This window comes from Micromonospora radicis (assembly GCF_003583405.1).
Taxonomy (GTDB): Bacteria; Actinomycetota; Actinomycetes; order Mycobacteriales; family Micromonosporaceae; genus Micromonospora; species Micromonospora radicis.
The window spans coordinates 168,715-192,013 of record NZ_QXEC01000008.1; the positions used below are offsets into that span (position 1 = coordinate 168,715).

Annotated in this window: 23 protein-coding genes and 1 tRNA gene; 10 read left to right on the forward strand and 14 right to left on the reverse strand. The window is 71.5% G+C overall.

Annotation, left to right across the window (positions count from 1 at the left end; genetic code table 11):
- The first annotated feature begins 17 nt into the window (after positions 1-17).
- Genes D2L64_RS11150 through D2L64_RS11165 form a run of 4 tightly spaced genes read left to right on the forward strand, consistent with a single transcriptional unit; the run spans position 18 to position 4,095 of the window.
- Positions 18-818, forward strand: a complete 801-nt coding sequence (locus tag D2L64_RS11150; RefSeq protein ID WP_119575091.1) for a DUF881 domain-containing protein — start codon at positions 18-20, stop codon at positions 816-818.
- Positions 819-825: 7 nt separating this feature from the next.
- On the forward strand, positions 826-3,132 hold the full coding sequence (locus tag D2L64_RS28485; protein ID WP_407663085.1) for a class E sortase: 2,307 nt from the start codon (positions 826-828) through the stop codon (positions 3,130-3,132).
- A gap of 4 nt (positions 3,133-3,136) precedes the next feature.
- A complete protein-coding gene (locus D2L64_RS11160; protein WP_119575092.1) occupies positions 3,137-3,439 on the forward strand; it encodes a hypothetical protein in 303 nt (100 codons plus the stop codon).
- Between the two features lie 5 nt (positions 3,440-3,444).
- Positions 3,445-4,095 carry an aminodeoxychorismate/anthranilate synthase component II gene (locus D2L64_RS11165; RefSeq protein ID WP_119575094.1) on the forward strand — a complete coding sequence of 217 codons (651 nt, stop codon included), beginning with the start codon at positions 3,445-3,447 and terminating at the stop codon, positions 4,093-4,095.
- A gap of 82 nt (positions 4,096-4,177) precedes the next feature.
- Here the strand turns inward: D2L64_RS11165 and D2L64_RS11170 are convergent, their stop codons facing one another.
- The 8 genes from D2L64_RS11170 to D2L64_RS11205 are packed head-to-tail and all read right to left on the reverse strand — an operon-like array spanning position 4,178 to position 13,564.
- The gene (locus D2L64_RS11170) at positions 4,178-4,618 is read right to left on the reverse strand and encodes a SanA/YdcF family protein (protein ID WP_233558908.1); all 441 of its coding nucleotides are present in this window, start codon (positions 4,616-4,618) and stop codon (positions 4,178-4,180) included.
- Entirely contained in the window at positions 4,611-6,437 is a 1,827-nt protein-coding gene (pknB, locus tag D2L64_RS11175) for a Stk1 family PASTA domain-containing Ser/Thr kinase (RefSeq protein ID WP_119575096.1), read from the reverse strand. The genes D2L64_RS11170 and pknB overlap by 8 nt, the downstream gene beginning before the upstream one ends.
- Complete coding sequence (locus D2L64_RS11180; protein ID WP_119575098.1) at positions 6,434-7,825, reverse strand: serine/threonine-protein kinase; 1,392 nt, start codon at positions 7,823-7,825, stop codon at positions 6,434-6,436. The genes pknB and D2L64_RS11180 overlap by 4 nt, the downstream gene beginning before the upstream one ends.
- A 1-nt stretch (position 7,826) precedes the next feature.
- Positions 7,827-9,332: a peptidoglycan D,D-transpeptidase FtsI family protein gene (locus D2L64_RS11185; protein WP_119575100.1), complete on the reverse strand. Its 1,506-nt coding sequence runs from the start codon at positions 9,330-9,332 to the stop codon at positions 7,827-7,829.
- Positions 9,329-10,819: an FtsW/RodA/SpoVE family cell cycle protein gene (locus D2L64_RS11190; protein ID WP_119575102.1), complete on the reverse strand. Its 1,491-nt coding sequence runs from the start codon at positions 10,817-10,819 to the stop codon at positions 9,329-9,331. The genes D2L64_RS11185 and D2L64_RS11190 overlap by 4 nt, the downstream gene beginning before the upstream one ends.
- A 28-nt stretch (positions 10,820-10,847) precedes the next feature.
- Positions 10,848-12,284, reverse strand: coding sequence for a PP2C family protein-serine/threonine phosphatase (locus D2L64_RS11195; protein WP_119575104.1), 1,437 nt, complete (start codon positions 12,282-12,284; stop codon positions 10,848-10,850).
- A complete protein-coding gene (locus D2L64_RS11200; protein WP_099848303.1) occupies positions 12,281-12,769 on the reverse strand; it encodes an FHA domain-containing protein FhaB/FipA in 489 nt (162 codons plus the stop codon). The genes D2L64_RS11195 and D2L64_RS11200 overlap by 4 nt, the downstream gene beginning before the upstream one ends.
- A gap of 6 nt (positions 12,770-12,775) precedes the next feature.
- A complete protein-coding gene (locus tag D2L64_RS11205) occupies positions 12,776-13,564 on the reverse strand; it encodes an FhaA domain-containing protein (RefSeq protein WP_119575106.1) in 789 nt (262 codons plus the stop codon).
- 228 nt (positions 13,565-13,792) lie between these two features.
- On the opposite strand from D2L64_RS11205, the gene D2L64_RS11210 reads away from it, so the two are divergent.
- The 3 genes from D2L64_RS11210 (at position 13,793) to D2L64_RS11220 (ending at position 15,873) form a co-directional block, all read left to right on the forward strand.
- Positions 13,793-13,878 (forward strand) — tRNA-Leu (locus D2L64_RS11210).
- Positions 13,879-13,945: 67 nt separating this feature from the next.
- Positions 13,946-15,079, forward strand: coding sequence for an NAD-dependent epimerase/dehydratase family protein (locus D2L64_RS11215; protein ID WP_199714503.1), 1,134 nt, complete (start codon positions 13,946-13,948; stop codon positions 15,077-15,079).
- Positions 15,076-15,873 carry a WecB/TagA/CpsF family glycosyltransferase gene (locus D2L64_RS11220; RefSeq protein WP_119575108.1) on the forward strand — a complete coding sequence of 266 codons (798 nt, stop codon included), beginning with the start codon at positions 15,076-15,078 and terminating at the stop codon, positions 15,871-15,873. Before D2L64_RS11215 ends, D2L64_RS11220 begins: the two co-directional genes overlap by 4 nt.
- A 61-nt stretch (positions 15,874-15,934) precedes the next feature.
- Here D2L64_RS11220 and D2L64_RS11225 read toward each other — a convergent pair whose 3' ends face one another.
- On the reverse strand, positions 15,935-17,809 hold the full coding sequence (locus tag D2L64_RS11225; RefSeq protein ID WP_119575110.1) for a S8 family peptidase: 1,875 nt from the start codon (positions 17,807-17,809) through the stop codon (positions 15,935-15,937).
- Positions 17,810-18,030: 221 nt separating this feature from the next.
- Here D2L64_RS11225 and D2L64_RS11230 point away from each other — a divergent pair, with 221 nt between their 5' ends.
- Positions 18,031-18,627, forward strand: coding sequence for a hypothetical protein (locus D2L64_RS11230; protein WP_119575184.1), 597 nt, complete (start codon positions 18,031-18,033; stop codon positions 18,625-18,627).
- Here D2L64_RS11230 and D2L64_RS11235 read toward each other — a convergent pair.
- The 3 genes from D2L64_RS11235 to D2L64_RS11245 form a co-directional block, all read right to left on the reverse strand.
- Positions 18,595-18,999, reverse strand: a complete 405-nt coding sequence (locus D2L64_RS11235; RefSeq protein ID WP_119575112.1) for a hypothetical protein — start codon at positions 18,997-18,999, stop codon at positions 18,595-18,597. The genes D2L64_RS11230 and D2L64_RS11235 overlap by 33 nt on opposite strands.
- Positions 19,000-19,164: 165 nt before the next feature.
- On the reverse strand, positions 19,165-19,386 hold the full coding sequence (locus D2L64_RS11240; RefSeq protein WP_119575114.1) for a DUF397 domain-containing protein: 222 nt from the start codon (positions 19,384-19,386) through the stop codon (positions 19,165-19,167).
- Positions 19,356-20,237, reverse strand: coding sequence for a helix-turn-helix domain-containing protein (locus D2L64_RS11245; protein ID WP_119575116.1), 882 nt, complete (start codon positions 20,235-20,237; stop codon positions 19,356-19,358). Before D2L64_RS11245 ends, D2L64_RS11240 begins: the two co-directional genes overlap by 31 nt.
- 478 nt (positions 20,238-20,715) lie before the next feature.
- Between D2L64_RS11245 and D2L64_RS11250 the strand changes: the two genes are divergently transcribed.
- Together D2L64_RS11250 and D2L64_RS11255 are read left to right on the forward strand one after the other, a co-directional pair.
- Entirely contained in the window at positions 20,716-21,003 is a 288-nt protein-coding gene (locus D2L64_RS11250; RefSeq protein WP_119575118.1) for a hypothetical protein, read from the forward strand.
- Positions 21,004-21,101: 98 nt separating this feature from the next.
- Entirely contained in the window at positions 21,102-21,557 is a 456-nt protein-coding gene (locus D2L64_RS11255; protein WP_119575120.1) for a hypothetical protein, read from the forward strand.
- Between the two features lie 7 nt (positions 21,558-21,564).
- Here D2L64_RS11255 and D2L64_RS11260 read toward each other — a convergent pair whose 3' ends face one another.
- Positions 21,565-22,416 (reverse strand): PASTA domain-containing protein, encoded by an 852-nt coding sequence (locus D2L64_RS11260; RefSeq protein WP_119575122.1) that lies wholly within the window; start codon positions 22,414-22,416, stop codon positions 21,565-21,567.
- A gap of 130 nt (positions 22,417-22,546) precedes the next feature.
- Entirely contained in the window at positions 22,547-23,230 is a 684-nt protein-coding gene (locus D2L64_RS11265; protein WP_119575124.1) for a PASTA domain-containing protein, read from the reverse strand.
- Between the last annotated feature and the right edge of the window lie 69 nt (positions 23,231-23,299).

Genomic DNA, 23,299 nt, shown 5'->3' on the forward strand with positions numbered 1-23,299 from the left:
GACAGGGGGAACGGTCCGTGGAGTACACCTCCGGCGCGGCCTCGTGGCAGAAGGTGCTGCGGCGGCTCGTCGCCGGCCTGCTGCCCGGTCGACCGCGTCAGCGCCGACCGGGGTGGTCGATCGGCGTACCGTTGATCGCCGCCGCGGCCGGCCTGCTGTTCACCACGACCGCCACCACCGCCGGCGGCACCGCGCTGCGCGAGGACCGCCGTCCTCAGCTCACCGAACTCATCGAGGACCGCCGCGACCGGGTCGCCGCGCACGAGGAACAGGCCGCCGCGCTACGCCGGGAGGTCGAGAGTCGGACCGCCGACCTCGCCGGCTCGGACGCCCCGATCAGGGAGCAGCAGGAGCGGGCCGCCGAGAACCGCGCCGCCGCCGGCTTCACCGCCCTCACCGGTCTCGGGATGACGGTCGAGCTCAACGACGCGCCCCAACTCGACAAGCTGCCGGAAGGGGCCAGCAACGACGATCTGGTCGTGCACCAGGGTGACGTCCAGGCGGTGGTGAACGCGCTCTGGGCCGGTGGCGCGGAGGCCATGTCAATCATGAACGTCCGCGTTCTGACGACCAGCGCGGTACGCTGCGTGGGTAACACCCTGCTGCTGCACGGCCGGGTGTACTCCCCACCTTTCAAGATCGTAGCAATTGGCGATCCCGCCGCCCTCCGGCAGGCCCTCGCCGCTTCAGAGGGAGTCCGGTGGTTCAAGGACGCGGTCGACAGCTACCAACTCGGCTATTCCGAGCGTGTCTCCACGGTCACCGTGCCCGCCTTCGAGGACTCCACCACCCTGCGCTCGGCCACGGTGCCGAAGTGAGGGCGTCATGAGCGAGCGGCAGGCGGACGACGCCACCGCGTTCCTTCCGAAGATCGAGCGCACCCAGCCGACCAACCCACCGGCCCGCTCCGCCGGTGCCTGGCCCGAACCGGTGCCGCCCCGGCACGCGGTCCCCGAACGCGGCGACAGCCCGGCGACGCCGAACCGCTGGGATGCCCCGGCCGGGTCGCAGCCCACCCCGGCCCCGGGCCACCCGGCCCCCGCCGCCGCCCCGGGCCATCCGGCGGGGGCGGGCCAGTGGAACGCGTTCACGGAGCAGCGGAGCAACGCGGGCACCGGCCACCGGCAGCACACCGGTCGCACCGACCGGGACAACGGAGTGCCGCTGCCCTCCGGCCAGCCGGACATCCCGGTAGGGCCCACGCCGTGGCGGGGAGCCTTCCAGCCGAGCCGCCCGGTCGGGCCGGGCCAGCCCGACGGCAACCGGCCCGGCGCCATGCAGTCCGGCCCGCCCGTCGACGGTGCCGGGACACCCGGCCCGAACGCCAGGTCGGCCGGTACGCCCGGCCAGTCCGCACCCGGCCAGTCCGCACCGGGCCCGGCCGTCGCCGCGCCGGGCAAACCGGGTGCCACCGGTTCCGGCGTTCCGCAGTGGCCCGGTGTGCAACCGCCGGTCGCCGACCGGCGTGACCCCGGCGCCGCGACCCTGCGGTCGGCCACGCCGCCGGCCAACCCCGCCGCACCCGGTGCGGGAGCACCGGGTGGGCCGGGTCACGGACAGCCGGCGCAGCATTCGGGGTGGGCGGCGCAGCACACGTCACCACTGCCCGGTCACCGGCCGCTGGGCGGTGTGCCCACCGCCCAGCCGACCGCGTCAGCGGCCCAGGGCGGGCGGCCGCCTCAGGGGCAGTCCACGCCCGGGTTCGGCGGCCCGTCTCCCGCCGGCGACCCGTCGGGCATCCAGCAGTCGACGCCGAACAGGGCAGCGGAGGGCCGTGGCAGCGCCGGCATCGAGCCGGGCCGCCAGTCGGCGAACCACGCCGCCGAGCGGGCCGGCTGGTCGGTCGAGGGCCCCACCGCCCTGATGCCGACGATCAACGCCCCGGCCGGCGGCCCGTCGTCGCACCGCACCGCACCATCGAACGCCGGCCCGGCACCGAGCGCCAGCAGGCCGGGGGATCCCACCCGGCCCGGATCGGCCGTCGGAGCATCCGCGCCCGGCACCCAGCCCGCGCCCGGCACCGACCCGACCGGCCCCAACAACCAGCCCACCGCCGCGACGAACCCGGCCAGGCCGAGCAACAACCAGCAGCCCGCCGTCGCGGCCAACCCGGTCGGGCCGAGCAGCAACCAGCCCCCCGGCCCCGCACGACCGGCCGGAACCACCGGGCAACCAGCCACACCGGCCGGAGGTGATTCGCGGACCGATGACGCGGCCACCGCCCTCATCCCGGCGGTCACCGGCGCCCGGCACGGTAGCCCACCCCCACTCGACTCGACCGCCCTGATGGGCGCGGTACCCCGGCCACCGAAGACCGCGGAGCCAGACGGCGCGGCGCAACCTGCCGAGCCGCCCAAGCCGCGGCGCGGCGACCGGGTGGTGCAGTTGCGCGCACACCAGACCGGCGAGGGATACAAGAGCGTCTACTCGGAGCTGACCCGTCCGTCGTTCTGGTCGCGGGTACGCACCGGTCTGCGGTTCGGCGGTGAACTGCTGATCACCTTCGGCCTGGTGGTGCTGCTCTTCGCCGGCTACGAGATCTGGGGCAAGTCGGCGATCGTCGACGCCCACCAGGACGAGCTGAGCCAGCAGCTGGCCCAGGCGTGGGGGCCCGAGGGCGATCCCACGGTGGCGCCCTCGGCGACCCCGTCCGCCTCCGCCGCACCCAAGCCACCGGTCCAGGGCAAGCCGATCGCCGGGCTCTACATCCCGAAGTTCGACAAGGAATGGGTCGTCGTCGAGGGCGTCACCCAGAAGGACATCCGGTACGCCCCCGGCCACTACCCGGACAGCGCCCTGCCGGGTCAGGTGGGCAACTTCTCGGTGGCCGGGCACCGCAACCGGGCCACCTTCTGGCGGCTGGACGAGCTTCGCAAGGGCGACCCGATCATCGTCCAGGGCCGTGACGAGTGGTACGTCTACCAGGTCACCGAGAATCTGATCGTGAAGCCGAACCAGGTCGAGGTGGTGGCTCCGGTACCCGGGCGCCCCGGGGTGAAGCCGACCAAGCGGATGCTCACTCTGACCACCTGCAACCCGAAGTTCGACAACTACGAACGATTGATCATCCACGCAGAGTTGACGCGTACCCAGTCGAAGGACGAGGGACGCCCGGCTGAGCTGGGGACCTGACGACATGTACGCGTGGATCTGGCGCAAGCTGCCCTTCGGGCTGCCCGGCAAGCTCGTCGGCAGCCTGCTGCTCGCCACCACGGCGGTGGCGCTGCTCTGGTACGTGGTGTTCCCCTGGGCCGGACCACTGCTGCCCTTCACCGGCGAGGACGTGCAGGTCACCCAGCAGGACTCCGAGGTGCCGGGTACGCCCGGCGACGTCGGGCCCGGCGAGGATCCGGCCGACGACGCCCCGCCCGGTGACGAGCACGAGCTGCCGTACGACACCGAACGGAACAACACCCCGCCACCCGGTGAGGACGAGTGAGGCCGATGCGCGTCCTGGTGATCGACAACTACGACTCGTTCGTCTTCAATCTGGTGCAGTACCTCGGTCAACTCGGTGTGGAGTGCGACGTACGGCGCAATGACGAGATCGACATCGCCGAGGTCGGCCGGGTCGGCGCGGCCGGGATCCTGCTCTCCCCCGGACCGGGTAGCCCGGACCGGGCCGGCATCTGCCTGGACGTGATCCGCGAGTACGCCGGCAAGCTGCCGATCTTCGGCGTCTGCCTGGGCCATCAGGCGATCGGCGAGGCATTCGGCGCCACCGTCACCCGCGCGCCCGAGCTGCTGCACGGCAAGACCTCACCGGTCCGGCACGACAACACCGGCGTCCTGGCCGGCCTGCCCGACCCGTTCACCGCGACCCGCTACCACTCCCTCGCGGTGCTGCGGGAGACGCTGCCGGACGAGCTGGAGGTCACCGGCTGGACCGGCTCCGGCATCGTGATGGCAATGCGCCACCGCAGCCTGCCGATCGAGGGCGTCCAGTTCCATCCCGAGTCGGTACTCACCGAGGGCGGCCATCTGATGCTGGCCAACTGGCTGGCCAGCTGCGGTCATCCGGAGGCGCTGGAGCGTGCCCCGGCGCTGGCCGCCGAGGTCGACGCCCGTCGCCTGGCCGCCTTCGCGACCAGCTGAGCCCTCACCAGCCGAGCCCTCACCAGCTGAGCCGCCAGCAGCGCGTGGTCGGTCGACAGGGACCGGGCGACCCGGCGGAGGCTCATTCGGCCAGGGCGTCCGAGACGCCGGAGTGGGTGGGCGAGTCGACGGCCGGCGGTCGGCGCCGGATCGCGTCCCAGGCGGCCTTGCCGCTGGCGAAGTAGTCCCGTACGGCCTTCTCCGCGAGCAGGCCGGTGCCGCAGCCGGAACAGCGGGCCGGTACCCCGACGGCGTCGATGCCGAGCTGCCGGCAGAGCGTCACCGCCCGGGACAGGTGGTAGGACTGGGTGACGATCAGGGCCCGTTCGACCCCGTACACCTCCCGTGCCCGCAGGCAACTGTCGTACGTGTCCAGGCCGTGCGGGTCGGCCACCACCCGGACCGGCCGACGCCACCGGCTCGCCCGACCGGCCGGGTCGGGCCGCGCCGAAGCATCCTCCGGCGGCTGTCGACCGCCCGCCGGGGAGGATGAATCGTCCTCCGGTGCGGGCCGATCACTCACCGGGGAGGCGGAACGGCGGGAAGGTCGGGGTCGGCACCACCGGACCGCCACCGCCACCGCCACCCCCGTCGCCGTCCGGCGGCGGAGTGGTCGGGTCGCCGGTCGGCGGCGTCGGGGTCGGCGGCTCCGGATCCTCCGGCTCCTCGACGGAGACGATGATCGTCACCTCGGAACCCTTGGTGCGCGGGGTGTTGGCGTTCGGCTTCTGGTCGACCACCTTGCCGGCGTCGGCGGCGGGTACCTCCGGGCCGATCTCCACGACCGGCCGGAAACCGGCGCTCTCCAGCTGGCTTCGCGCCGCGGACTCGGTCAGCCCCTCCACGTTCGGCACCGGCACCACGTTGCCCCGGGAGACGGTCAGTTCGACCTTGCTGCCCTCCGCGACCTTCTCGCCCTCGGCCGGTGAGACCTCCAACACCTGGCCCTCGGTCGCGGCGTTGTTCACCAGCTTGATCTCGGGCGTCAGCTTGAGTTCCTTGAGCCGCTCCTCGGCGGACTGGCGGGTGCTGCCGACGAGCGAGGGGATGGTCACCTCGGGCTTGCCGCCGCAGAGCTGCACGGTGACCGTGCTGTTCGGGGCGGCCTGGTCACCGCCGGCGGGGCTCTGGTTGGTCACCCGGCCCTTGCGGCAGTCGGAGGTGAACACCTCGTCGCCGAGCGCCGGCTGGAAGCCGTCCGCCACGATCTGGTCGAACGCCTGCTGCTGGGTCATCCCGGTGACGGTCGGCACCGGCGCGTCCTCCGGTGGGCGCTCGTTGAGCAGCAGCGCGGCGACCAGGGCGATCACCGCGAGCACGCCGAGCGCGGCGAACATGGCGATCAGCCAGGAGGATGCGCGGCGCCGACGCGGGTCACCCACCCGGGCCGGGATCTGCCGGGTCTGGGTCGCCCCGGCCGACGGGTAGCCCGGGCCACTGGCCGCGGCCATCGCCACGGTCTCGTCCTCGCGCAGCACCGGCGTGGCGAGCACCGGCCGGCCGGCCGCCGCCCGGAGCAGGTCGGCGCGCATCTCGCCGGCGCTCTGGTAACGGTTGAGCGGGTTCTTCGACAGCGCCTTGAGCACGATCGCGTCGACCGCCGGGGTGACGTCCGGGTTGAGGTCACTCGGCGTCGGCGGCGCCTCCCGTACGTGCTGGTACGCCACGCTGACCGGGCTGTCGCCGACGAACGGCGGATGCCCGCAGACCAGCTCGAACAGCACGCAGCCGGCCGCGTACACGTCGGACCGGGCGTCGACCGCCTCGCCACGCGCCTGTTCCGGGGAGAGGTACTGCGCGGTGCCGATGACCGCGCTGGTCTGCGTCATCGTGGTAGCGCCGCTGGCCAACGCCCGGGCGATGCCGAAGTCCATCACCTTGACCTGGCCGGTCTGGGTGAGCATCACGTTGCCGGGCTTGATGTCCCGGTGGATGATGCCGTGCCGGTGGCTGAACTCCAGGGCCGCGCAGATGTCGGCGGAGATCTCCAGCGCCCGCCGGGGCTGCAACCGGCCCTCGGCCCCGAGCACCTCCTTGAGGGTGCGCCCGTTCACGAACTCCATCACGATGAACGGGAGGGTTTCGCCGGTCGGCGCCTGCTCCTCACCGGTGTCGTAGACGGCGACGATCGCCGGGTGGTTCAGCGAGGCGGCGTTCTGTGCCTCCCGACGGAAGCGCATCTGGAAGGTGGCGTCCCGGGCCAGGTCGGCCCGGAGCATCTTTATCGCGACATCCCGGCCGAGCCTCAGGTCGCGACCGCGATGTACCTCGGCCATGCCGCCATACCCGAGCAGCTCGCCGACCTGGTACCTGCCACCGAGCAGGCGAGCCTGCGCTGTCATCGCGTCCGTCGTCCTTCACTCGTCGTCGTCTCGTCGCCGCCGGATCGGGGCTGATCCAGTCGACGGTACGCCGTACCGACCGAATCGTCTCGTCCGTCCGGCCGCAGCGCGTCGGACGTCACCGCGGACCCGACGAACGTGCCGGCGGGCATGCCGGCGTTGGTGCTGTTCCGGAATTTGTAGGAAACCACGCCGGAGCAGAGCACCACCAGTGCGCCGAGCAGGATGGCCAGGAGCACCATTCCGGTACGTGATCGCCGGGGCGCCGGACGTAACTGGCTGGGCTGTGGGGCGTACCCCGAGGGAACCGTGGCCGCACCGCGCGGGTACCCGGTCACCGCGGGCGCGACCGTCGTCGGACGCGGTGGCTGCGCCACCGGCGGGCGGGCCGGTGAGTGCGCCGCCATCGGCCGGTGGCCCGCCGCCGGGGCGTGCGGCATGGCGTGCCCGGCCGCCGGCGAGTGCGGCGCGGCCGGCGGACGCGGTGGCTGCGGCACCTGGGCCCGGCCGGGGGCCGGTGAGGCGGGCGCGGCCGAGATCGGTGCCGCGCCGCCGGACCGGGCCTGCCGGGACAGCGAGGTCTTCAACTGCCGGGCGGCGCCGGCCAACGCGGCGGAAGTCGGCCACCGATCCTTCGGATCCTTGGCCATCGCCCGCTCGACCAGGGCGCAGACCTGCGGCGGGATGTCGGACGGCAGCGGTCGCGGGGTCTCCCGGACGTGTCGCATCGCGATGTCGAGGGGGTTGTCGCCCTCGAACGGCCGGCGCCCGGCCAGGCACTGGTACGCGACCACACCGAGCGCGTACACGTCGGAGGCGGGGGTGGCGACCTGGCCGGTGGCCTGCTCCGGCGAGATGTACGAGGCGGTGCCGAGCACCGAGCCGGCCGCGGTGAGCTGGCCGACCAGCTCCGAGCGGGCGATGCCGAAGTCGGTCAGCACCAGCGTGCCGTTGGGCCGGACCAGCAGGTTGCCGGGCTTCACGTCCCGGTGCACGATCCCCTTGAGGTGTGCGGCGTGCAGGGCGTCCGCGGCCTGCGCGACGAGCGCCATGGTCCGGGCCGGGGTGAGCCGGCCGACCCGGCTGAGGGTGGCCGAGAGCGGATCGCCCTCGACGTACTCCATCACCAGGAAGGCGATGTGCTGGTCGTTGCCGAAGTCGTAGACGTCCACCACGCCCGGGTGGTTGATCGTCGCCATGGTGCGGGCCTCGCCGCGGAACCGCTCCGCGAAGCCCGGCTCGTCCAGCAACGCCGGGAGCAGGCTCTTGACCGCGACGGTACGCCCCAACACCTGGTCGGTGCCGCGCCAGACGTCGCCCATGCCGCCGCTGGCGATCCGTTCGTCGAGACGGTACCGGTTGCCGAGTTGTACGCCCGGACTGAGCATGTCAGCGCCCCCCGGGGTCGGTGATGGCGGCGCGCATGATCTGCCCGGCGATCCGGGCGGCCTCGGCGCTGCCGCCGCTGCCGGCCTCCTCGAGCACCACGCAGACCGCCGAGACGGGGTTGCCGTCGGAGTCCAGTGCGAAGCCGATGAACCAGCCGTGGTCGGGCCGGTCCGGCGCGGACTGCGCGGTGCCGGTCTTGCCGCCGACGGTGTAGCCGTTGATCGCCGCGTTGCGGCCGGTGCCGTTGCGCACCACGCTGACCATCATCTCCCGCAGGTCGGCAGCGACCTGGCCGTTGACCGGCCGGCGCAGCTCACGCGGGTTCGCGGTGTCGTAGACGGTGGTGCGGTCCGGGGCGAGCAGCTGGCGCACCAGGTACGGCCGCATCTGGCTGCCGTTGTTGGCCACCGCCGCGGCGATCATGGCCCCCTCCAGCGGGGTCATCCGCACGTCGCGCTGCCCGATCGAGGACTGGGCCAACGCCGCCGGGTCGGCACCGCCGTCGGGGTTCTGCATGTCTCCGGTACGGCTGGCCGCCACGCCGTGACCGCCCTCGCCGAGCCGGCCGACGGTCAGGTCGTCCTGCTCGAAGCCGAAGTCCTGGGCCTTCTTCTTGATCACCTCTGGGCCGAGCTGCACGCCGAGCTTTGCGAAGCCGGTGTTGCAGGAGTCGGTGACCGCCTTCATCAGGGTCACCTGGGCCTGGGGGCAGATCGACGGCGCCGCGTTGGTGATCGACTCACCGGAGGTGGGCGGGGTGTAGCTCGGGCCGGCCGAGATGTTCGTGTCCTTGCCGATGCCGTTCTCCAACGCCGCCGCGGCCACCACGATCTTGAAGGTGGAACCCGGCGGCAACACCTCGGCAAGCGCCCGGTTCCGCAGCGGACGGCCCGCGTCCTGCTCCAGCTTGTTGTACGCCGCCGACGCCTCGTTGGTGCTGTGACTGGCCAGCGGGTTCGGGTCGTAGCTGGGTATGGAGACCAGGGCCTGCACGGCACCGGAACGCGGATCGATGGCGATCGCCGCACCCTTGGTCGCACCCCGGTTGTTGTTGCGCAGCTGGTCGTACGCGACGTCCTGGGCACGCGGGGAGAGGGTGAGCAGCACGTTGCCGCCGGCGGTGCGGTCGCCGGTGAACATGTCCTTGATCCGGTTGGCGAAGAGCTTGTCACTGGTGCCGGCGAGGAAGTCGTTCTCGGACTTCTCGATCCCGGTGTCGGCGAGGTTGACCGGCTTGTAGCCGAGCACGTGGGCGTACTTGGCCCCACCCGGGTAGGTACGCAGGAAGGTCAGCTCACCGTCGGTCTCCTTGCTGACCGCCAGCGCGGTGCCGCCCGCCTCGATGTTGCCCCGGCGGCGCTCGTACTCGGCTACCTGGACCCGACCGTTGTAGTCGCTGGTTCGGTACTCGTCGGCCTTGTACGCCTGGATCCAGTTCAGGTTCGCGAAGAGCAGCCCGAACAGGACGATGACGACGACGCCGACCCGGCGCAGGGGTGCGTTCACGGCCTGATCACCTCCGTGGGGGCACCGTGCAGCTGCTCGGGCGGTCCGCCGGAGGGGCGGTTCACCTTGCCGCCGACGCCGGTCACCGGGCGGCGCCCGGCATCGGAGACCCGCAGCAGCACCGCGATGAGCAGCCAGTTGGCCATCAGCGACGAGCCACCGGCGGAGAGGAACGGGGTGGTCTGGCCGGTGAGCGGGATGAGCTTGCTGATCCCCCCGACGATCACGAAGACCTGCAACCCGAGGGTGAACGCCAGACCACCGGCGAGCAGCTTGCCGAACGAGTCCCGCACCGCCAGGGCGGCCCGCAGCCCCCGCTGGACGATCAGCAGGTAGATCATCAGCAGCGCGGAGAGACCGAACAGGCCGATCTCCTCGCCGATGCCGGCGAAGATGAAGTCGTTCTGCACCTCGGGCAGCAGCAGCGGCTGTCCACCGCCCGGCCCGGCACCGAAGAGCCCGCCGGTGCCCAGCGCCAGCAGGCCCTGCACCAACTGGTAGCCCTTGTTGTACGGGTCGCCGAACGGGTCCAGCCAGATGTCGGCGCGAACCGAGAAGTTGAGGAACGGCCCGCCGACCGTGCTGCCGAGGAAGTACGCGAGGTAGGCGCCGCCGAAGAAGAGGACCAGGCCGATGAGCAGCCAGCTGACCCGTTCGGTGGCGATGTAGACCGTCGCCACGAACATGCCGAAGTAGAGCAGCGAGGTGCCCAGGTCCTTCTCGAAGACCAGGACCAGCAGGCTGATCACCCAGACCACCAGCACCGGGCCGAGGTCCCGCCCGCGCGGGAAGTCGATGCCGAGGAACCGGTGGCTGGCCAGCGACAGCACCTCGCGCTTGCGGACCAGGTAGTAGGCGAAGAAGACCAACAGGGCGAGCTTGGCGAACTCACCCGGCTGGATGGAGAAGCTGCCGATCCGCACCCAGAGCTTCGCGCCGTTGATCTCGGAGATGCTCGCCGGCAGCACCGCCGGCAGCATGACCAACACGATGCCGGCCAGGCCCAGGGTGTACGCGTACCGGGAGATCGACCGGTGGTCGCGCATCAGGGCCAACAGCCCGGCCGCGAGCATCACCGACACCAGCGTCCAGGCCAGCTGCCGACCGCCGATACCGGCGAAGATGGCCAGCTCCGCCCGGTCGGCCGGGGCCGCGTTGGCCAGGTCGAGCCGCCGCAGGAAGCCGACCCCGAGGCCGTTGAGCAACGCCACCGCCGGCAGCAGGGCCGGGTCGGCGAACGGCGCCAGGAACCGGATCACCAGGTGCATGCCGAGGAACACCGCGGCGAGCGCGGCGGCCGGCACCCAGAAGTCCGGGGTGACCGTGTCGAGCACGTTCGCCTCGACCATCGCCCCGTACGCGGCGACCAGCGCCATCGCCAGCAGCAACAACGACAGCTCGGCGTTGCGCCGGGACCGGGCCAGGCGTACGCCGGGTCGCTCGCCCGCGGTCGCGGGCGAGGTAGCCGGGGTGGCCGGTGCGGTCACGATCGTCCTCGGGTCGGGTAGCGGGCGCCTACTCGGGCGACCGGCAGGCCGCCGGGTCGACCGTGGGCAGGAAGGCGTCGGTGGGCGTGGCGTCCGCGAGGTCCGTCGGCGAGGCCACGGCGCCGCCGGGCGACGGCGAGCCGCTGCTCACCGGCGACGGGGAGCCAGCCGGTGCGGCCGGCGGCGGCGAGGACAGTTCCACCGTGGGAGACGGACTCGGCGTCGGGCCCGGGGTGGGCGGACAGATCGGCTTCAGGTTGACGTTGGCCGGACTGTCCATCGTCAGTTCCGCCAGCCGGCGTTCCGCGTCCGGCTCACTGCGGGCCGGGATGCCCTGCTTGACCTGCTCCTGCGCGGCGAGGGTGAGGTCGTCCAGCTGGGCGGAGCTGCGTGAGTGCACGCTGGAGAGGTCCATGCCGGCGATCTGGCCCTGGATGCCACGGAACACGGCCACCTGGCCGTCGTCGGTCGCCCCGACGTAGTACTGCCGCTGGGTGTAGCTCCAGCCGGCGAAGACGCCACCGCCGACGATCACCAGCAGCGCGGTGGTCATCGCCAGGGCTCGCAGCGGTCGGCGACGGGCCTCCGGCTCGTCGTCGCCGTTGCCGGCGGGCTCCTCCGGTGCGGGGGGCCGGGGAGCGGAGAGCGCCGAGGCGCGCGCGGCCGGGGTGGAGACGTCGGCCGAGGTCGCCATGCCCCGGTCCCGGGCCGCCGCACCACCGACGATCGGGGCCGCCTCGACGATGTCCCGGTCGGTGGCGTCCGCGATGATCACCGTGATGTTGTCCGGACCGCCGCCGCGCAGGGCGAGCTGCACGAGCCGTTCCACGCACTGCTGCGGGTCGGCGTACTCGCGCATGGTCTCGCCGATCGTCTCCGCGCTGACCACGCCGGACAGGCCGTCCGAACAGATCAGGTAGCGATCACCGGGCAGCACCTGCCGGACCGAGTACTCCGGGTCGATGTCCCGGCCGTCCAGCGCCCGGGTGAGCAGCGAGCGCTGGGGGTGACTGCTCGCCTCCTCCGGGCTGATCCGGCCTTCGTCGACCAGCATCTGGACGTAGGTGTCGTCCTTGGTGATCTGCGCGAACTCACCCTCGCGCAGCAGGTAGGCCCGCGAGTCACCGATGTGGACCATGCCCAGCTTGCTGCCGGAGAAGAGGGTCGCGGTGAGCGTGGTGCCCATCCCCTCCAGCTGCGGGTTGGCGTCCACGGTGTCGCGGAGTTGTTGGTTGGCGGTGCCCACGGCGGAGCGCAGCGCGTCGACCAGGGCGTCACCGGGGACGTCCTCGTCCAGTGGCGCCATGGCACCGATGACGATGTTGCTGGCGACGTCACCGGCGGCCATGCCGCCCATGCCGTCGGCGACGGCGAGTAGCCGCGGTCCGGCGTAGACGGAATCCTGATTACCGTCTCGGATCAGACCGCGGTCGCTGTGGGCCGCGTAGCGCAGGGTCAGAGTCATGGCCGTAATTCGAGAGAGGTGCGGCCGATCCGGATCGGCACGCCGAGGGGTACGGGGGTCGGTCCGGTGACCTTAGCGCGATCCAGGTACGTCCCGTTAGTCGAACCGAGGTCCTCCACGAACCATTGCCCGTCACGGGGCACGAGCCGGGCGTGTCGCGCGGAGGCGTAGTCGTCGGTGATGACGAGGGTGGAATCCTCGGCCCGACCGATGGTTATCTGTGCCTCACCCAGCGTGATCCTGGTGCCGGCCAGTTGCCCGGCGGTCACCACCAACTGGTGTGCCGCCCGACCCCGCTTCACCTTCGCCGGCTTCGCCGTCGCCTGGCCGGTCGACGCGCCCACCGTTCGGGGCGCGGCCACCAACCGGCCGGACCGGGCTCCGGCGAAGAGATCCCGCCGGATGACGCCGACCACCGTGAAGACGAAGATCCACAGCAGGATGAGGAATCCGAACCGGGCGACGGTGATGACGAGTTCCGGCAAGGCGGATCAGCCGTCCACGCGGAAGGTCAGGGTGGTGGTGCCGAGCTGGATCATGTCGCCGGGGTTGAGCGCCACGGCGGAGACCCGCTGGCCGTTGACCATGGTGCCGTTGGTCGACCCGAGGTCGGTCAGCACGACCTGGCCGCCGTCGAAGTCCAGCCGGGCGTGTCGGCGGGAGATGCCGACGTCCGGCAGCCGCAGGTTCGCCTGGTCGCCGCGACCGATCACGGTCGAGCCCATCTGCAGCGGGTAGGTGCGACCGTCACCGGAGACCAGTCGGACGTTGCGCCCACCGCCGTGTCCCGGCGGCGGGCCGTAGCCGCCACCCTGGTCGTACGACGGGTATCCGGGCGGGCCGGCGTCGTAGCCGGGCGCCGAGACCGGGGCGACCTCGCCACCGGTGTAGACCTCGGCGGTCACCCGGAACATGCCGGTGTCCAACCCTTCGCCGCGCTCGATCTCGACGATCACGTCGCCGTAGACCGTCCACGCCTGTTCGCCGATGAACTCCGCCTGCGACTGGGCCAGTTCCTGGGCCAGCGCGGCGGCGTACGGCGCCAGCCGACTGTGGTCGTACGGCGAGAGATCGATCACGTAGCGGTTCGGCACCAACGTGCGCCCACCAGCCAGGATGGCCTTGTGCGCCTCGGCCTCCCGCTGCATGGCGTTGAGGATCTCCACGGGGTGCACGACCCCTTTGAAGACCTTGGCGAAGGCCCCTTCGACCAGGCCTTCCAGACGCTTCTCGAAGCGTTGCAGCACGCTCACCGGCTCCTCCTCGGGTCCCGAGGACATGATGGTATCGGTCCAGAGCGCACGCAGCTCACACGCCGCTCGGCCGGCAGGCCACGCCTCGTTCGGACGGCTCGGGATTGTCGTGCTACTCTTTCGTCCGCCACGAACGGTAACCGCTGCGAGCAGCGAATGCCATTCGCGGCACCAGACCAAGGTCACGTAATCTGGCCGAGGCCCGCTGGCGACCAGCGGCGTCGGCACCGACTACGCTGGTCGGGGTCATGCCACGGGGAAGTGGCGGAATGGCAGACGCGCACGGTTCAGGTCCGTGTGCCCGAAAGGGCGTGGGGGTTCAACTCCCCCCTTCCCCACCAGAAGTCGAGGGCTCCGCTGGTCAGCGGGGCCCTCGTCGCAGTATGGGGTCATACCGAACGTCACGCTATGCTTCGCTGGTTTCTGCCTTCGATGGACCAGGAGTGGCTCGTGAGTGTCGCATTCGTGACCGGTTCGGGCGGGTTGATCGGCTCTGAGGCGGTCCGGCACTTCGCCGGCCTCGGTCTCGATGTCGTCGGCATCGACAACGACATGCGGCAGGAGTTCTTCGGCGAGGAGGCGTCCACCGCCTGGAACGTGCGCCGGCTGACCGACGAGCTGGGTGCCGCGTACTCGCACCACAGCATCGACATCCGGGACCGGGGCGCACTCGGTGCGCTGTTCGAGCGGTACGGCCGGGACGTCGCCGTGGTGATCCACACCGCCGCGCAGCCGTCGCACGACTGGGCGGTACGCGACCCGTTCACCGACTTCGACGTGAACGCCGCCGGCACCCTGAACGTGCTGCAGAACGTCCGCGAGCACTGCATCGAGGCGCCGGTCATCCACTGCTCTACCAACAAGGTCTACGGCGACCGGCCGAACAGCCTGCCCCTGGTCGAGTTGGAGACCCGCTGGGAGATCGAGCCGGGGCACCCGTACGAGCAGGGCATCCGCGAGGACATGTCGATCGACGCCTGCCTGCACTCGATCTTCGGGGCCTCGAAGGTCGCGGCCGACGTGATGGTGCAGGAGTACGGCCGCTACTTCGACATGAGGACGGCCTGCTTCCGGGGCGGCACGCTGACCGGTCCGGCCCACTCGGCCACCGAGCTGCACGGCTTCCTCGGCTACGTGATGCGGGCCAACATGGAGCGCCGCACCTACAAGATCTTCGGATACCAGGGCAAGCAGGTCCGGGACGCGATCCACAGCTCCGACGTGGTCTCCGCGTTCGAGGCGTTCTTCCGCAACCCGCGCTCGGCGGCCGTCTACAACCTGGGCGGCGGCCGGCACTCGAACACCTCCAACCGGGAGGCGTTCGCGCTGGCCGAGCGGATCACCGGCCAGGAGATGATCACCGAGTACGTCGAGGCCAACCGGATCGGCGACCACAAGTGGTGGATCGGCTCCAACGAGGCGTTCCAGGCCGACTACCCGGACTGGAAGCAGGTCTACGACGTACCAATGATCATGCGAGAGATCTACGAGGCGAATGTGGACAAGTGGATCCCGACCAACGGCGACGAGGTGCAGCGGTGACCAAGCGCAACGTGCTCGGCGTGCTGGTCGACGCCACCGACTACGCGCAGGCCACCGAGCAGGTGGTGGCCGCCGCCCAGGAGCGCCGGCCGATGACGCTGACCGCACTGGCCGTACACGGGGTGATGACCGGGGTGCTGGACCCGGCGCACAACGCCCGACTGAACTCCTTCGACCTGGTGACCCCGGACGGCCAGCCGGTCCGCTGGGCGCTGAACCTGCTGCACGGCGCCGGCCTCTCCGACCGGGTCTACGGCCCGCAGCTCACCCTGCACGTGCTCTCCCGCTGCGCCGACGAGGGCCTACCGGTCTACCTGTACGGCTCGACCGAGGAGACCCTGGCCCGGCTGATCCCGGCGCTGGAGCGGATGTTCCCGGCACTGAAGATCGCCGGTGTGGAACCGTCGAAGTTCCGCGCCGTGCAGCCGGGCGAGGACGTGGAGATCGCCGACCGGATCCGGGCCAGCGGCGCCCGGCTCGTCCTGGTCGGGCTGGGCTGCCCCCGCCAGGAGGTCTTCGCGTACGCGATGCGCCCGCTGCTGGACATGCCGCTGATGGCGGTCGGTGCGGCCTTCGACTACCACGCCGGACTGCTGCGCCAGCCGCCGCCGTGGATGCAGCGGGCCGGGCTGGAGTGGTTCTGGCGGCTCGGGCTGGAGCCGAAGCGGCTGTGGCGGCGGTACGTGATCCTCAACCCGGCGTACCTCGGCCGGTTGTTCGCCCAGAAGGTCGGCCTGTGGAAGGCCCGGCCGCCGGCCCCGGCCAGCGAGCGCCCGGCCGGTTTCGCGGTCTGACCCGACCGACGCGAGCGGGCCCCCGGCTGGACAGCCGGGGGCCCGCTGTCGTACCCGGACGTCAGAGGGTCAACGTCCAGGTGTTGATGTAGCCGGTGTCACCGCCGTAGACGTCACGCACCTGCAACCGCCAGGTGCCGTTCGCCGCCTTGCTGGACAGGTTCACCGTGTAGGTGGTGTTCACGTTGTCCGTGCCGTCGAAGATGTTGCTGTTCTTCAGCCGGTACGAGGTGTTGTCCGGGGCGAGCAGGTCGATGACCAGGTCACCACGGTAGGTGTGCACGATGTTCACCGCCACGGTCGAGGTCGACGAGGCGTTGCGGTTGCAGCCGGTGATGGTGATCGAGCTGGTCACCGCCGAACCGGCGTCCGGGATCGCCACGTCGGTGCCGTTGGTGCCGGAGCAACCGCCGCTGCCGGTGCCGGTCACCGTCAAGGTGTACGTGGCGGTCTTGCTGCCGGACGCCGCGGTGCCGGTCACCGTCACCGCGTACGTGCCCGCCGGGGTGCTGGCCGTGGTGCTGATGGTCAGCGTCGACGAGCCACCCGAGGTGACCGTGGCCGGGCTGAACGAGGCGGTCGCCCCGGACGGCAGGCCACTGGCGGAGAGGCTTACCGACTGTGCGGAGCCGTTGGTGGTCGCGGTGGCCACGGTGGCGGTCGCCGAACTACCCGCGGTGACCGAGCCGGAGGTCGGCGACACCGAGACCGAGAAGTCGTTGGTCGGCGGCGGGGTGCTGCCGTTGACCACGTAGAGCAGTTGGTTCGGGGTGCCGGTGCCGACGTTCGAGATCACGTTCGGGGTGGAGTTGTTGACCAGGTAGTCCCGGACCTGCTGCGGGGTCCAGGACGGGTTGGCCGAGAGCACCAGCGCGGCGACTCCGGCGACGTGCGGCGACGCCATCGAGGTACCGCTGATGGTGTTCGTCGCGGTGTCGTTGGTGATCCACGGGGCCGTGATGTTCACGCCCGGTGCCAGGATGTCGACGCAGGTACCGAAGTTGGAGAAGCTCGCGGCGGCGTCGTTGTTCTGGGTGGCACCGACGGTGATCGCCGGGGCGGCCCGGGCCGGGGAGTAGTTGCAGGCGTTCTGCCGCTGGCCGAGCGCGTTGCCGTTACCGGCGGCCACCGCGTACGTGACACCGGAGTTGATCGAGTTGATCACCGCGTTGTCGACCGAGGTGTTCGCCCCGCCGCCGAGGCTCATGTTGGCCACGGCCGGCTTCACCGCGTTCGCGGTGACCCAGTCGATGCCGGCGATGACTCCGGCGTTGGTGCCGCTGCCCTGGCAGTTCAACACCTTGACCGCCACCAACCGGGTGGCCTTGGCGACGCCGTACGCCGTGCCGCCGACCGTACCGGCGACGTGGGTGCCGTGGCCGTTGCAGTCGGTGTTGTTGGAGTCGACCGTGTTCGTGCCCCAGGTCGCCCGACCACCGAAGTCCGAGTGGGACGTCCGGATGCCGGTGTCGATGACGTACGAGGTCACGTTCGAGGCGGTGTTCGGGTACGTGTAGGTGCTGTTCAGCGGCAGGTTCCGCTGGTCGATCCGGTCCAGCCCCCAGGACGGGGGGTTCGTCTGGGTGGCGGCGAGCGTGACGGTGTGGTTCTGCTCGACGTACGCCACCGCCGGGTCGGCGGCGATCCGGGCCGCCGCCCGGTCGCTGAGCTTCAGCTCGGCGCCGCGGATGGCCGCGCTGTACGTGCGGGCCGTCGCACCGCCGTGTCGACGTAGCAGCCGGTCCACGGACGACCCGACCGCGGTACGGCTGACCTCGCTGTCCTTGAACACCACGATGTAGCTGCCCGCGACGGCCGTGGCGCCGCCGGCACTGCGGATCGTGCCGACCGGCTCGGCGGCCATGGCCGGCGTCGCTGCCGCCACCATGGCGAGCGTGGCGAGTCCGACGAGTACGGACCTGTGTGGAAGAGCCATCTTCCTACCTCCCTCCGAGCGGCAGCCGTCGTCCACCTGCTCGTGGCAGGAAGATCGATGAGCGCCGATCAAGGTGAGGGTAGTTCGGCCTGTGGACGCAGATAAACATGTTGGATCCCCCATAACACTGACGGGATGGGTCCCCCTACGGGGACGAATACGGGTCCACCGGGGGGTCGGCCCGGATTCGGCGGGCGAGAAATCGGGCAAGGCTGATGGGCATGCAGAGCCATCTCGCCCTCCTGCTCCCGGTCGCCCTCGTCTGGTGGACCGCCGGCTACCTCGCGGACGGGCTGCCCCGGTCGACCCGCGCTCGTGGGCTGCGCCGGCAGACCGGCTGGCTGCTGGCGCTGACCGGACTCGGCCTGACGGTGGCCCTGCCGATCGCCGGCCTGGCGACCGTCGGCGCCACCCTGGCGGACCGGGCCGCGGCCGGACTCGCTCTCGCCGCCGTCCCCGCACTGGTGGTGGCGATCTGCACGGTGCGCCGGGTACGCCGACTCCGGGCCGGCGCGGGAGCACTTTCCGTCACGCCCCGGACCCCGGCGCCGCACGGACTGCGCGCCGCCGCCGCCCACCCACTGATCGGCCTGCCGTTGCAGGTGACCGGGCTGGCCCTGCTGCCGGCGCTGGTCACCGCGAGCGGCGCAGGCCAACTCCTCGGTCCCGGCGCGACCGGCCCCGCCGTCACCGTCGGAGTGCTGGGCGTCGCGGCCATCGGGGTACGGCACGCGCTGCGGCACAACCGGCTCGCCGAGCGGGCGATGCCGGAGCGGGCGACGAGTTCAGCGCGTCCGGCCGGAGCCCTGCACGTATAGCAGTTCCAGAATCGCCCGCGTCGCCTCGAACCAGCGGTCCAGCCAGCCGGGCGGCGGCACACTGCCCTTGGGTGGCAACTCCATCAACAGACCACGCAACAGTGGGTGGTCCACGAGCGAACCGTCGTCCGCGGGCGACCAACCGGCGGCCGGGAACGAGGGCTCGGTGAGCGGGTTCGGATCAAGTGACGGCAGGGTGAGCGGCGCGGGGGCCTGCTCGCTTGCCGCACCGACGTCCCGCCCGGTGTGTTCGGTGTCCGACGACACCACCTCGGTCAACACGGTGTCCCGTCGAGCCCCGCGGTACTTACCGCCGAACCGCTCCGGTTTACCCGGCCCATTGGTGAGGTTCTCTGACCCGATACTCGTCATGCGTCTCGCCTGCCTCGCTCGGTTACCCGCCCTGCTCAGGGGGATGTCGACCAGCGCGTACCGAGAGGTACAACGAAACGGGTCGCAAGTGGCGACGGCAACCGACGTAGATGCGAACGGTCCCCGTCCGGCTTGCCGGACGGGGACCGCACAACGCCGCGGGGGTCAGCCCCGGCCGAACCCGCCGTCCCGCGTGCTGGCGACGAAGGCGTGCCAGTCACCCGGGGCGAAGACCAGGGCCGGACCGGCCTTGTCCTTCGAGTCCCGGACGCCGACCGCCCCGGTCACGTACGCCACCTCCACGCAGTTGTCACAGTTCGGCCCGCTCTTCGAGCTTTTGAACCAGTTCGCCTGCGTCAGGTCGACGGGGAATCCTTGCGTCGCCATTTCCACAACGGCTCCTCTGCCAGTCTCGCGATGTATCCGACGGACTCCTCCGGGCGCATGGCCGCTGCTCGAATGTGATCGAAGATGAAGCTGTACTTCTGTAGTTCGTCGCTCTTCTCCAGGAAGAGCCCACCCGTGGCGTTCTCCGCGTACACGACATCCGGATCACCGGGTTCGGGGAAGCTGAGGATCGTGAAGGTGCCGTCCATGCCCGCGTGCGGCCCGACCTCGAACGGCAGGACCTGGAGTGTCACGTTCGGCAGCTGGGCCACTTCCACCAACCGCTTGAGCTGGTCACGCATGACCTTGTCCCCGCCCACCGGACGGCTCATCACCGCCTCATCGAGCACCACCCACAGATCGACCGGATCATCCTGGGTCAACAACGACTGGCGGCCGAGTCGGACACGCACCCGTTGCCGGACCTGTTCGGCGGTGAAGTCGGGCCGGGCGGCGCGGATCATCGCGCTCGCGTAGTCCTCGGTCTCCAGTAGTCCCGGCACGACCTGCTGCTCGTACGCCCGGATCGAACTGGCCGCGGCCTCCAGGCCCACGTAGGCCCCGACCAGCACCGTGCTGTACGGATGCCACCAGCCCTTCTGCCGGGCCTCCCGGGCGATCTGCACCAACTCGTCACTCTCGGCGCCGACCACCCCGTAGATGTGGAGCATGTCCCGCACGTCCCGAGGGGTCGCGGTGGTGTGGCCGGTCTCGATCCGCGAAACCTTCGACGCCGAGCACTCCAACTGTTCCGCGACGGCCTCGATGGTGATCCCGGCCGCCTCCCGCTGGCGGCGCAGTTCCGCGCCGAGACGGCGCCGCCGGATGGTCGGGCTGCGCCGCTCGCTCACGGTGTCACCTCTCCGCCGTACGCGCCTTGCTGGCACCCGCCTGGGGCGCGACCATGGGACGGCGGGCGTTCGCGGCAGTGGGGTGTAGCCGGTCGTCGGCCGGCCGCGACGGCGAAACCGGCCCTCAGTGTGCCTGCGGGTGCTGACACGTTCAAGCGCCGTTTCGCGCGAGCCGCTCACGTATCGGCAAAAGCCGACCTGCAACTTGCATCCAGCACGCACCTGATGCACTCTGTCCGTATGACGCGGGTTACCCAACGTCCCGGCTCGATCTCCCCACGTGACCAACGCGGGCAGTCGAGCGGTGAATGGGCCCGCTCGCCGGGCGCCGGACACGCCATCAGCGGACCCGACGACATCGACCCACCAGCTTGACGAACCCGACCGGCAGCCGAGACACGACCTCGACGCCGGGCCCCACCTCCCTCAATCGATCCTGCCGGCCCCTTCCTCGCCGGCCGACCTTCCAGGAGCCCATGTGCTTCCCCGCTCCGGTGACGTACTGCACGTGACAAGCGCGGCGAGTGTTCAGTTCCTCCGACCGATCCTCTTCCGGGTGATCCGGGTACTCGATCGGCCCACCTACGACGGCTGGCTCTGGCTCGAGGGCTACGAGTTGAACGCGGCGGGGGACGCGGTCAACCGGCGCTCGATCTTCGTCCAGCGGGCGGGGCTGGAGCAGGTGCAGGCCGCTCCCCAGCCACGCCAGCACACCGTCCGCTCGACCCGCCGGCCCATCAGCAGGACTCCGGCCCGGGTGGGCTGAGCACGCGGAACACCCGCCGGAGGGCATGCCGGCGCCATAGAATCGGTATGCCCACCCCGGCATGATTCACCCCGCGCGTCCAGGGCCCCGAACCTGGGATGGCCATGGTCAATATGTCCGCGCGGCGGCCCCACCGGTCCCGTATCGCCCACGCCTTCGGAATCCTGGCGCTGTTCGGTGCCGCCACCACCCTGGTGGTGCTGGTCCGAGATCCCGCCCTCTCCTCCACCCGGTTGGCCGAGCCCGTGCCGGCCCCCGAGATCACCGTGGTGCAGACCGAGCCGCTGAGGCCCGGCGGGACAGCCGGCGACTGGGACGACTATCTCCTCGACGACCAGGTCGGGGAGCCGACCGACGAACCGGCCGGTCCGTACGGCGGCAACGACCGGGCGAGCACCGGTGCCGTCGACCGGGGCCCGGCGGCAACCGATCGGGCCACCGGGGCGCACGGATCGAGCGAACTCAGCCGTTCACTGTTCTGGTCGGGCGTCTTCGGACTGGCCATCTCCCTCGCCGGACTGGGGCTGGTCGGCACCAGACGACGGATGTGGTGATCCACCGTCACCCGGTGGGAGTCGCCGTGGGAGTGCTGGTGCCGGTCGGCTCGGTGGTGGGTTCCGCGGTCGGCGTACCTGTGGTCGGCGTACCGGTCGTCGGCGACGGGCTCGGGCTCGCGGTGGCCACCACCAACGTGACCTCGTCGCCCACCCGGACCAGCTCACCCGCCGCCGGCTCGGTGGCGATGACGGTGCCCGCGGGCTGCTCCGAAGGGCGGTACCGGACCTGGTAGTCGAGGCCGAGCCGGTCGAGCGCCGCCCGGGCCGCCGCCTCGGAGAGGCCGACCACCGGCGGCATCGGCAGCGCCGCCGGGGTGGCGCTGGTCGTCGGCGACGGCTCGGGTGAACTCGTGGTCGGCGAGGCCGACGCGGTCGGTGTGGCCGAGGCCGTCGGCTGCGGCGGATTCGGCGCGTCCTCATCCAGGGCCTGCCGCGCCAGCCACAACCCTGCCCCGAACAGACCGAGCACCAGCAGCAGCACGATGCCCCAGAGGATCGGCAGCCACCAACGGCGGCCCCCCGGCTCCTCGCCGTACCACTCGCCACCGGCCAGCTCGCGGTCGTCACCCGACGCGCGCGACGGCACCTCCGCCCGCCCCGACCACGCCGCCGGTCTGGACCGCTGCGCCGGCGGCAACGGCGCCGTCTCGTCCGGACCAGCGGACCCCGGCGTACGCCCCAACGGCGCCGTCTCGTCCGGTCCGGCGGCTTCCGGCGTACGCCCCAACGGCGCCGTCTCGTCCGGTCCGGCGGCTTCCGGCGTACGCCCCAACGGCGCCGTCTCGTCGGGACCGTTGGCGGCCGGTGGCAGCGGGCGGGTCTGGTCGTCCGGCTGCCCCTCAGGTCGCTCGCTCATGCCGGCACTTCGCTGCGCTCGTTCATGGCACGTCCTTTCCGCCGCCAACCGGGCGGGGGCGTCGGAGTCCTCGCTGGTCAACCTAGCGGTTCAGCGCACCATCGGCTGGGATCAGCGTGTCGGGTACGGGTCAGCGCGCTGCGTCGGTCTCATCGTCGTCGACGGGCGTACCGCAGACGAGGGAGACGATGTCGTTCCAGCGCCGGACGGTGCCGCCCGGCGGATCCTGGGCGGTGACCGTCCCGGAACGGCCGCTCGGGAAGCGCGGCGAGAAGCCGTCGTCGACGAGTTCCGCCCCCGCCTCGCGGCACCGCTCACCGATCAGGTCCGGCACCTCGTTCGGCGGCGCGGCCCCGGCCACGAAGACCTTGACGGTGATGCCGCGCCGCACCGGGGTACCGGCCGCCGGGTCGGTGCTGCGCACGCTGGAGCTGTCGCCGCTGCCGAAGACGAGCTGCCAACCAAGTCCCCGTTCCCGTAGTTCGTCCCGGGCCTCCTCGAAGTCCACGCCGGTCAGGTCCGGCACGGTCAGCCCGGTGGGCGGGGAGGGGGTGGCGCTGGTCGGAGCAGACGTGGGGGTCGGCCGCTCGCGCGGCGTCGGGGTGGCCCGGGCGCTCGGGCTGCGGCTGCCGGCGTCGTCGGGGGGCGACTGCGTCAGCGGCGGCGGCCTCTGATCGCCGGCGAGCACCCACCCGCCGGCCGCCCCGATGACCGCCAGCAGCACTGTCGCGAGGGCACCACCGACCAGCATCCTCGTCCGATCGGAGCCGGCGTCAGCCCGTTCCGGCTGCCCGTCCGCGATCCCGTCCGTCATTGCGCCCACCGCCTCACCACCGGCGACCGTACTCGTCGGCGCCAAGCACGATCCGTCACCGTTCGTCTT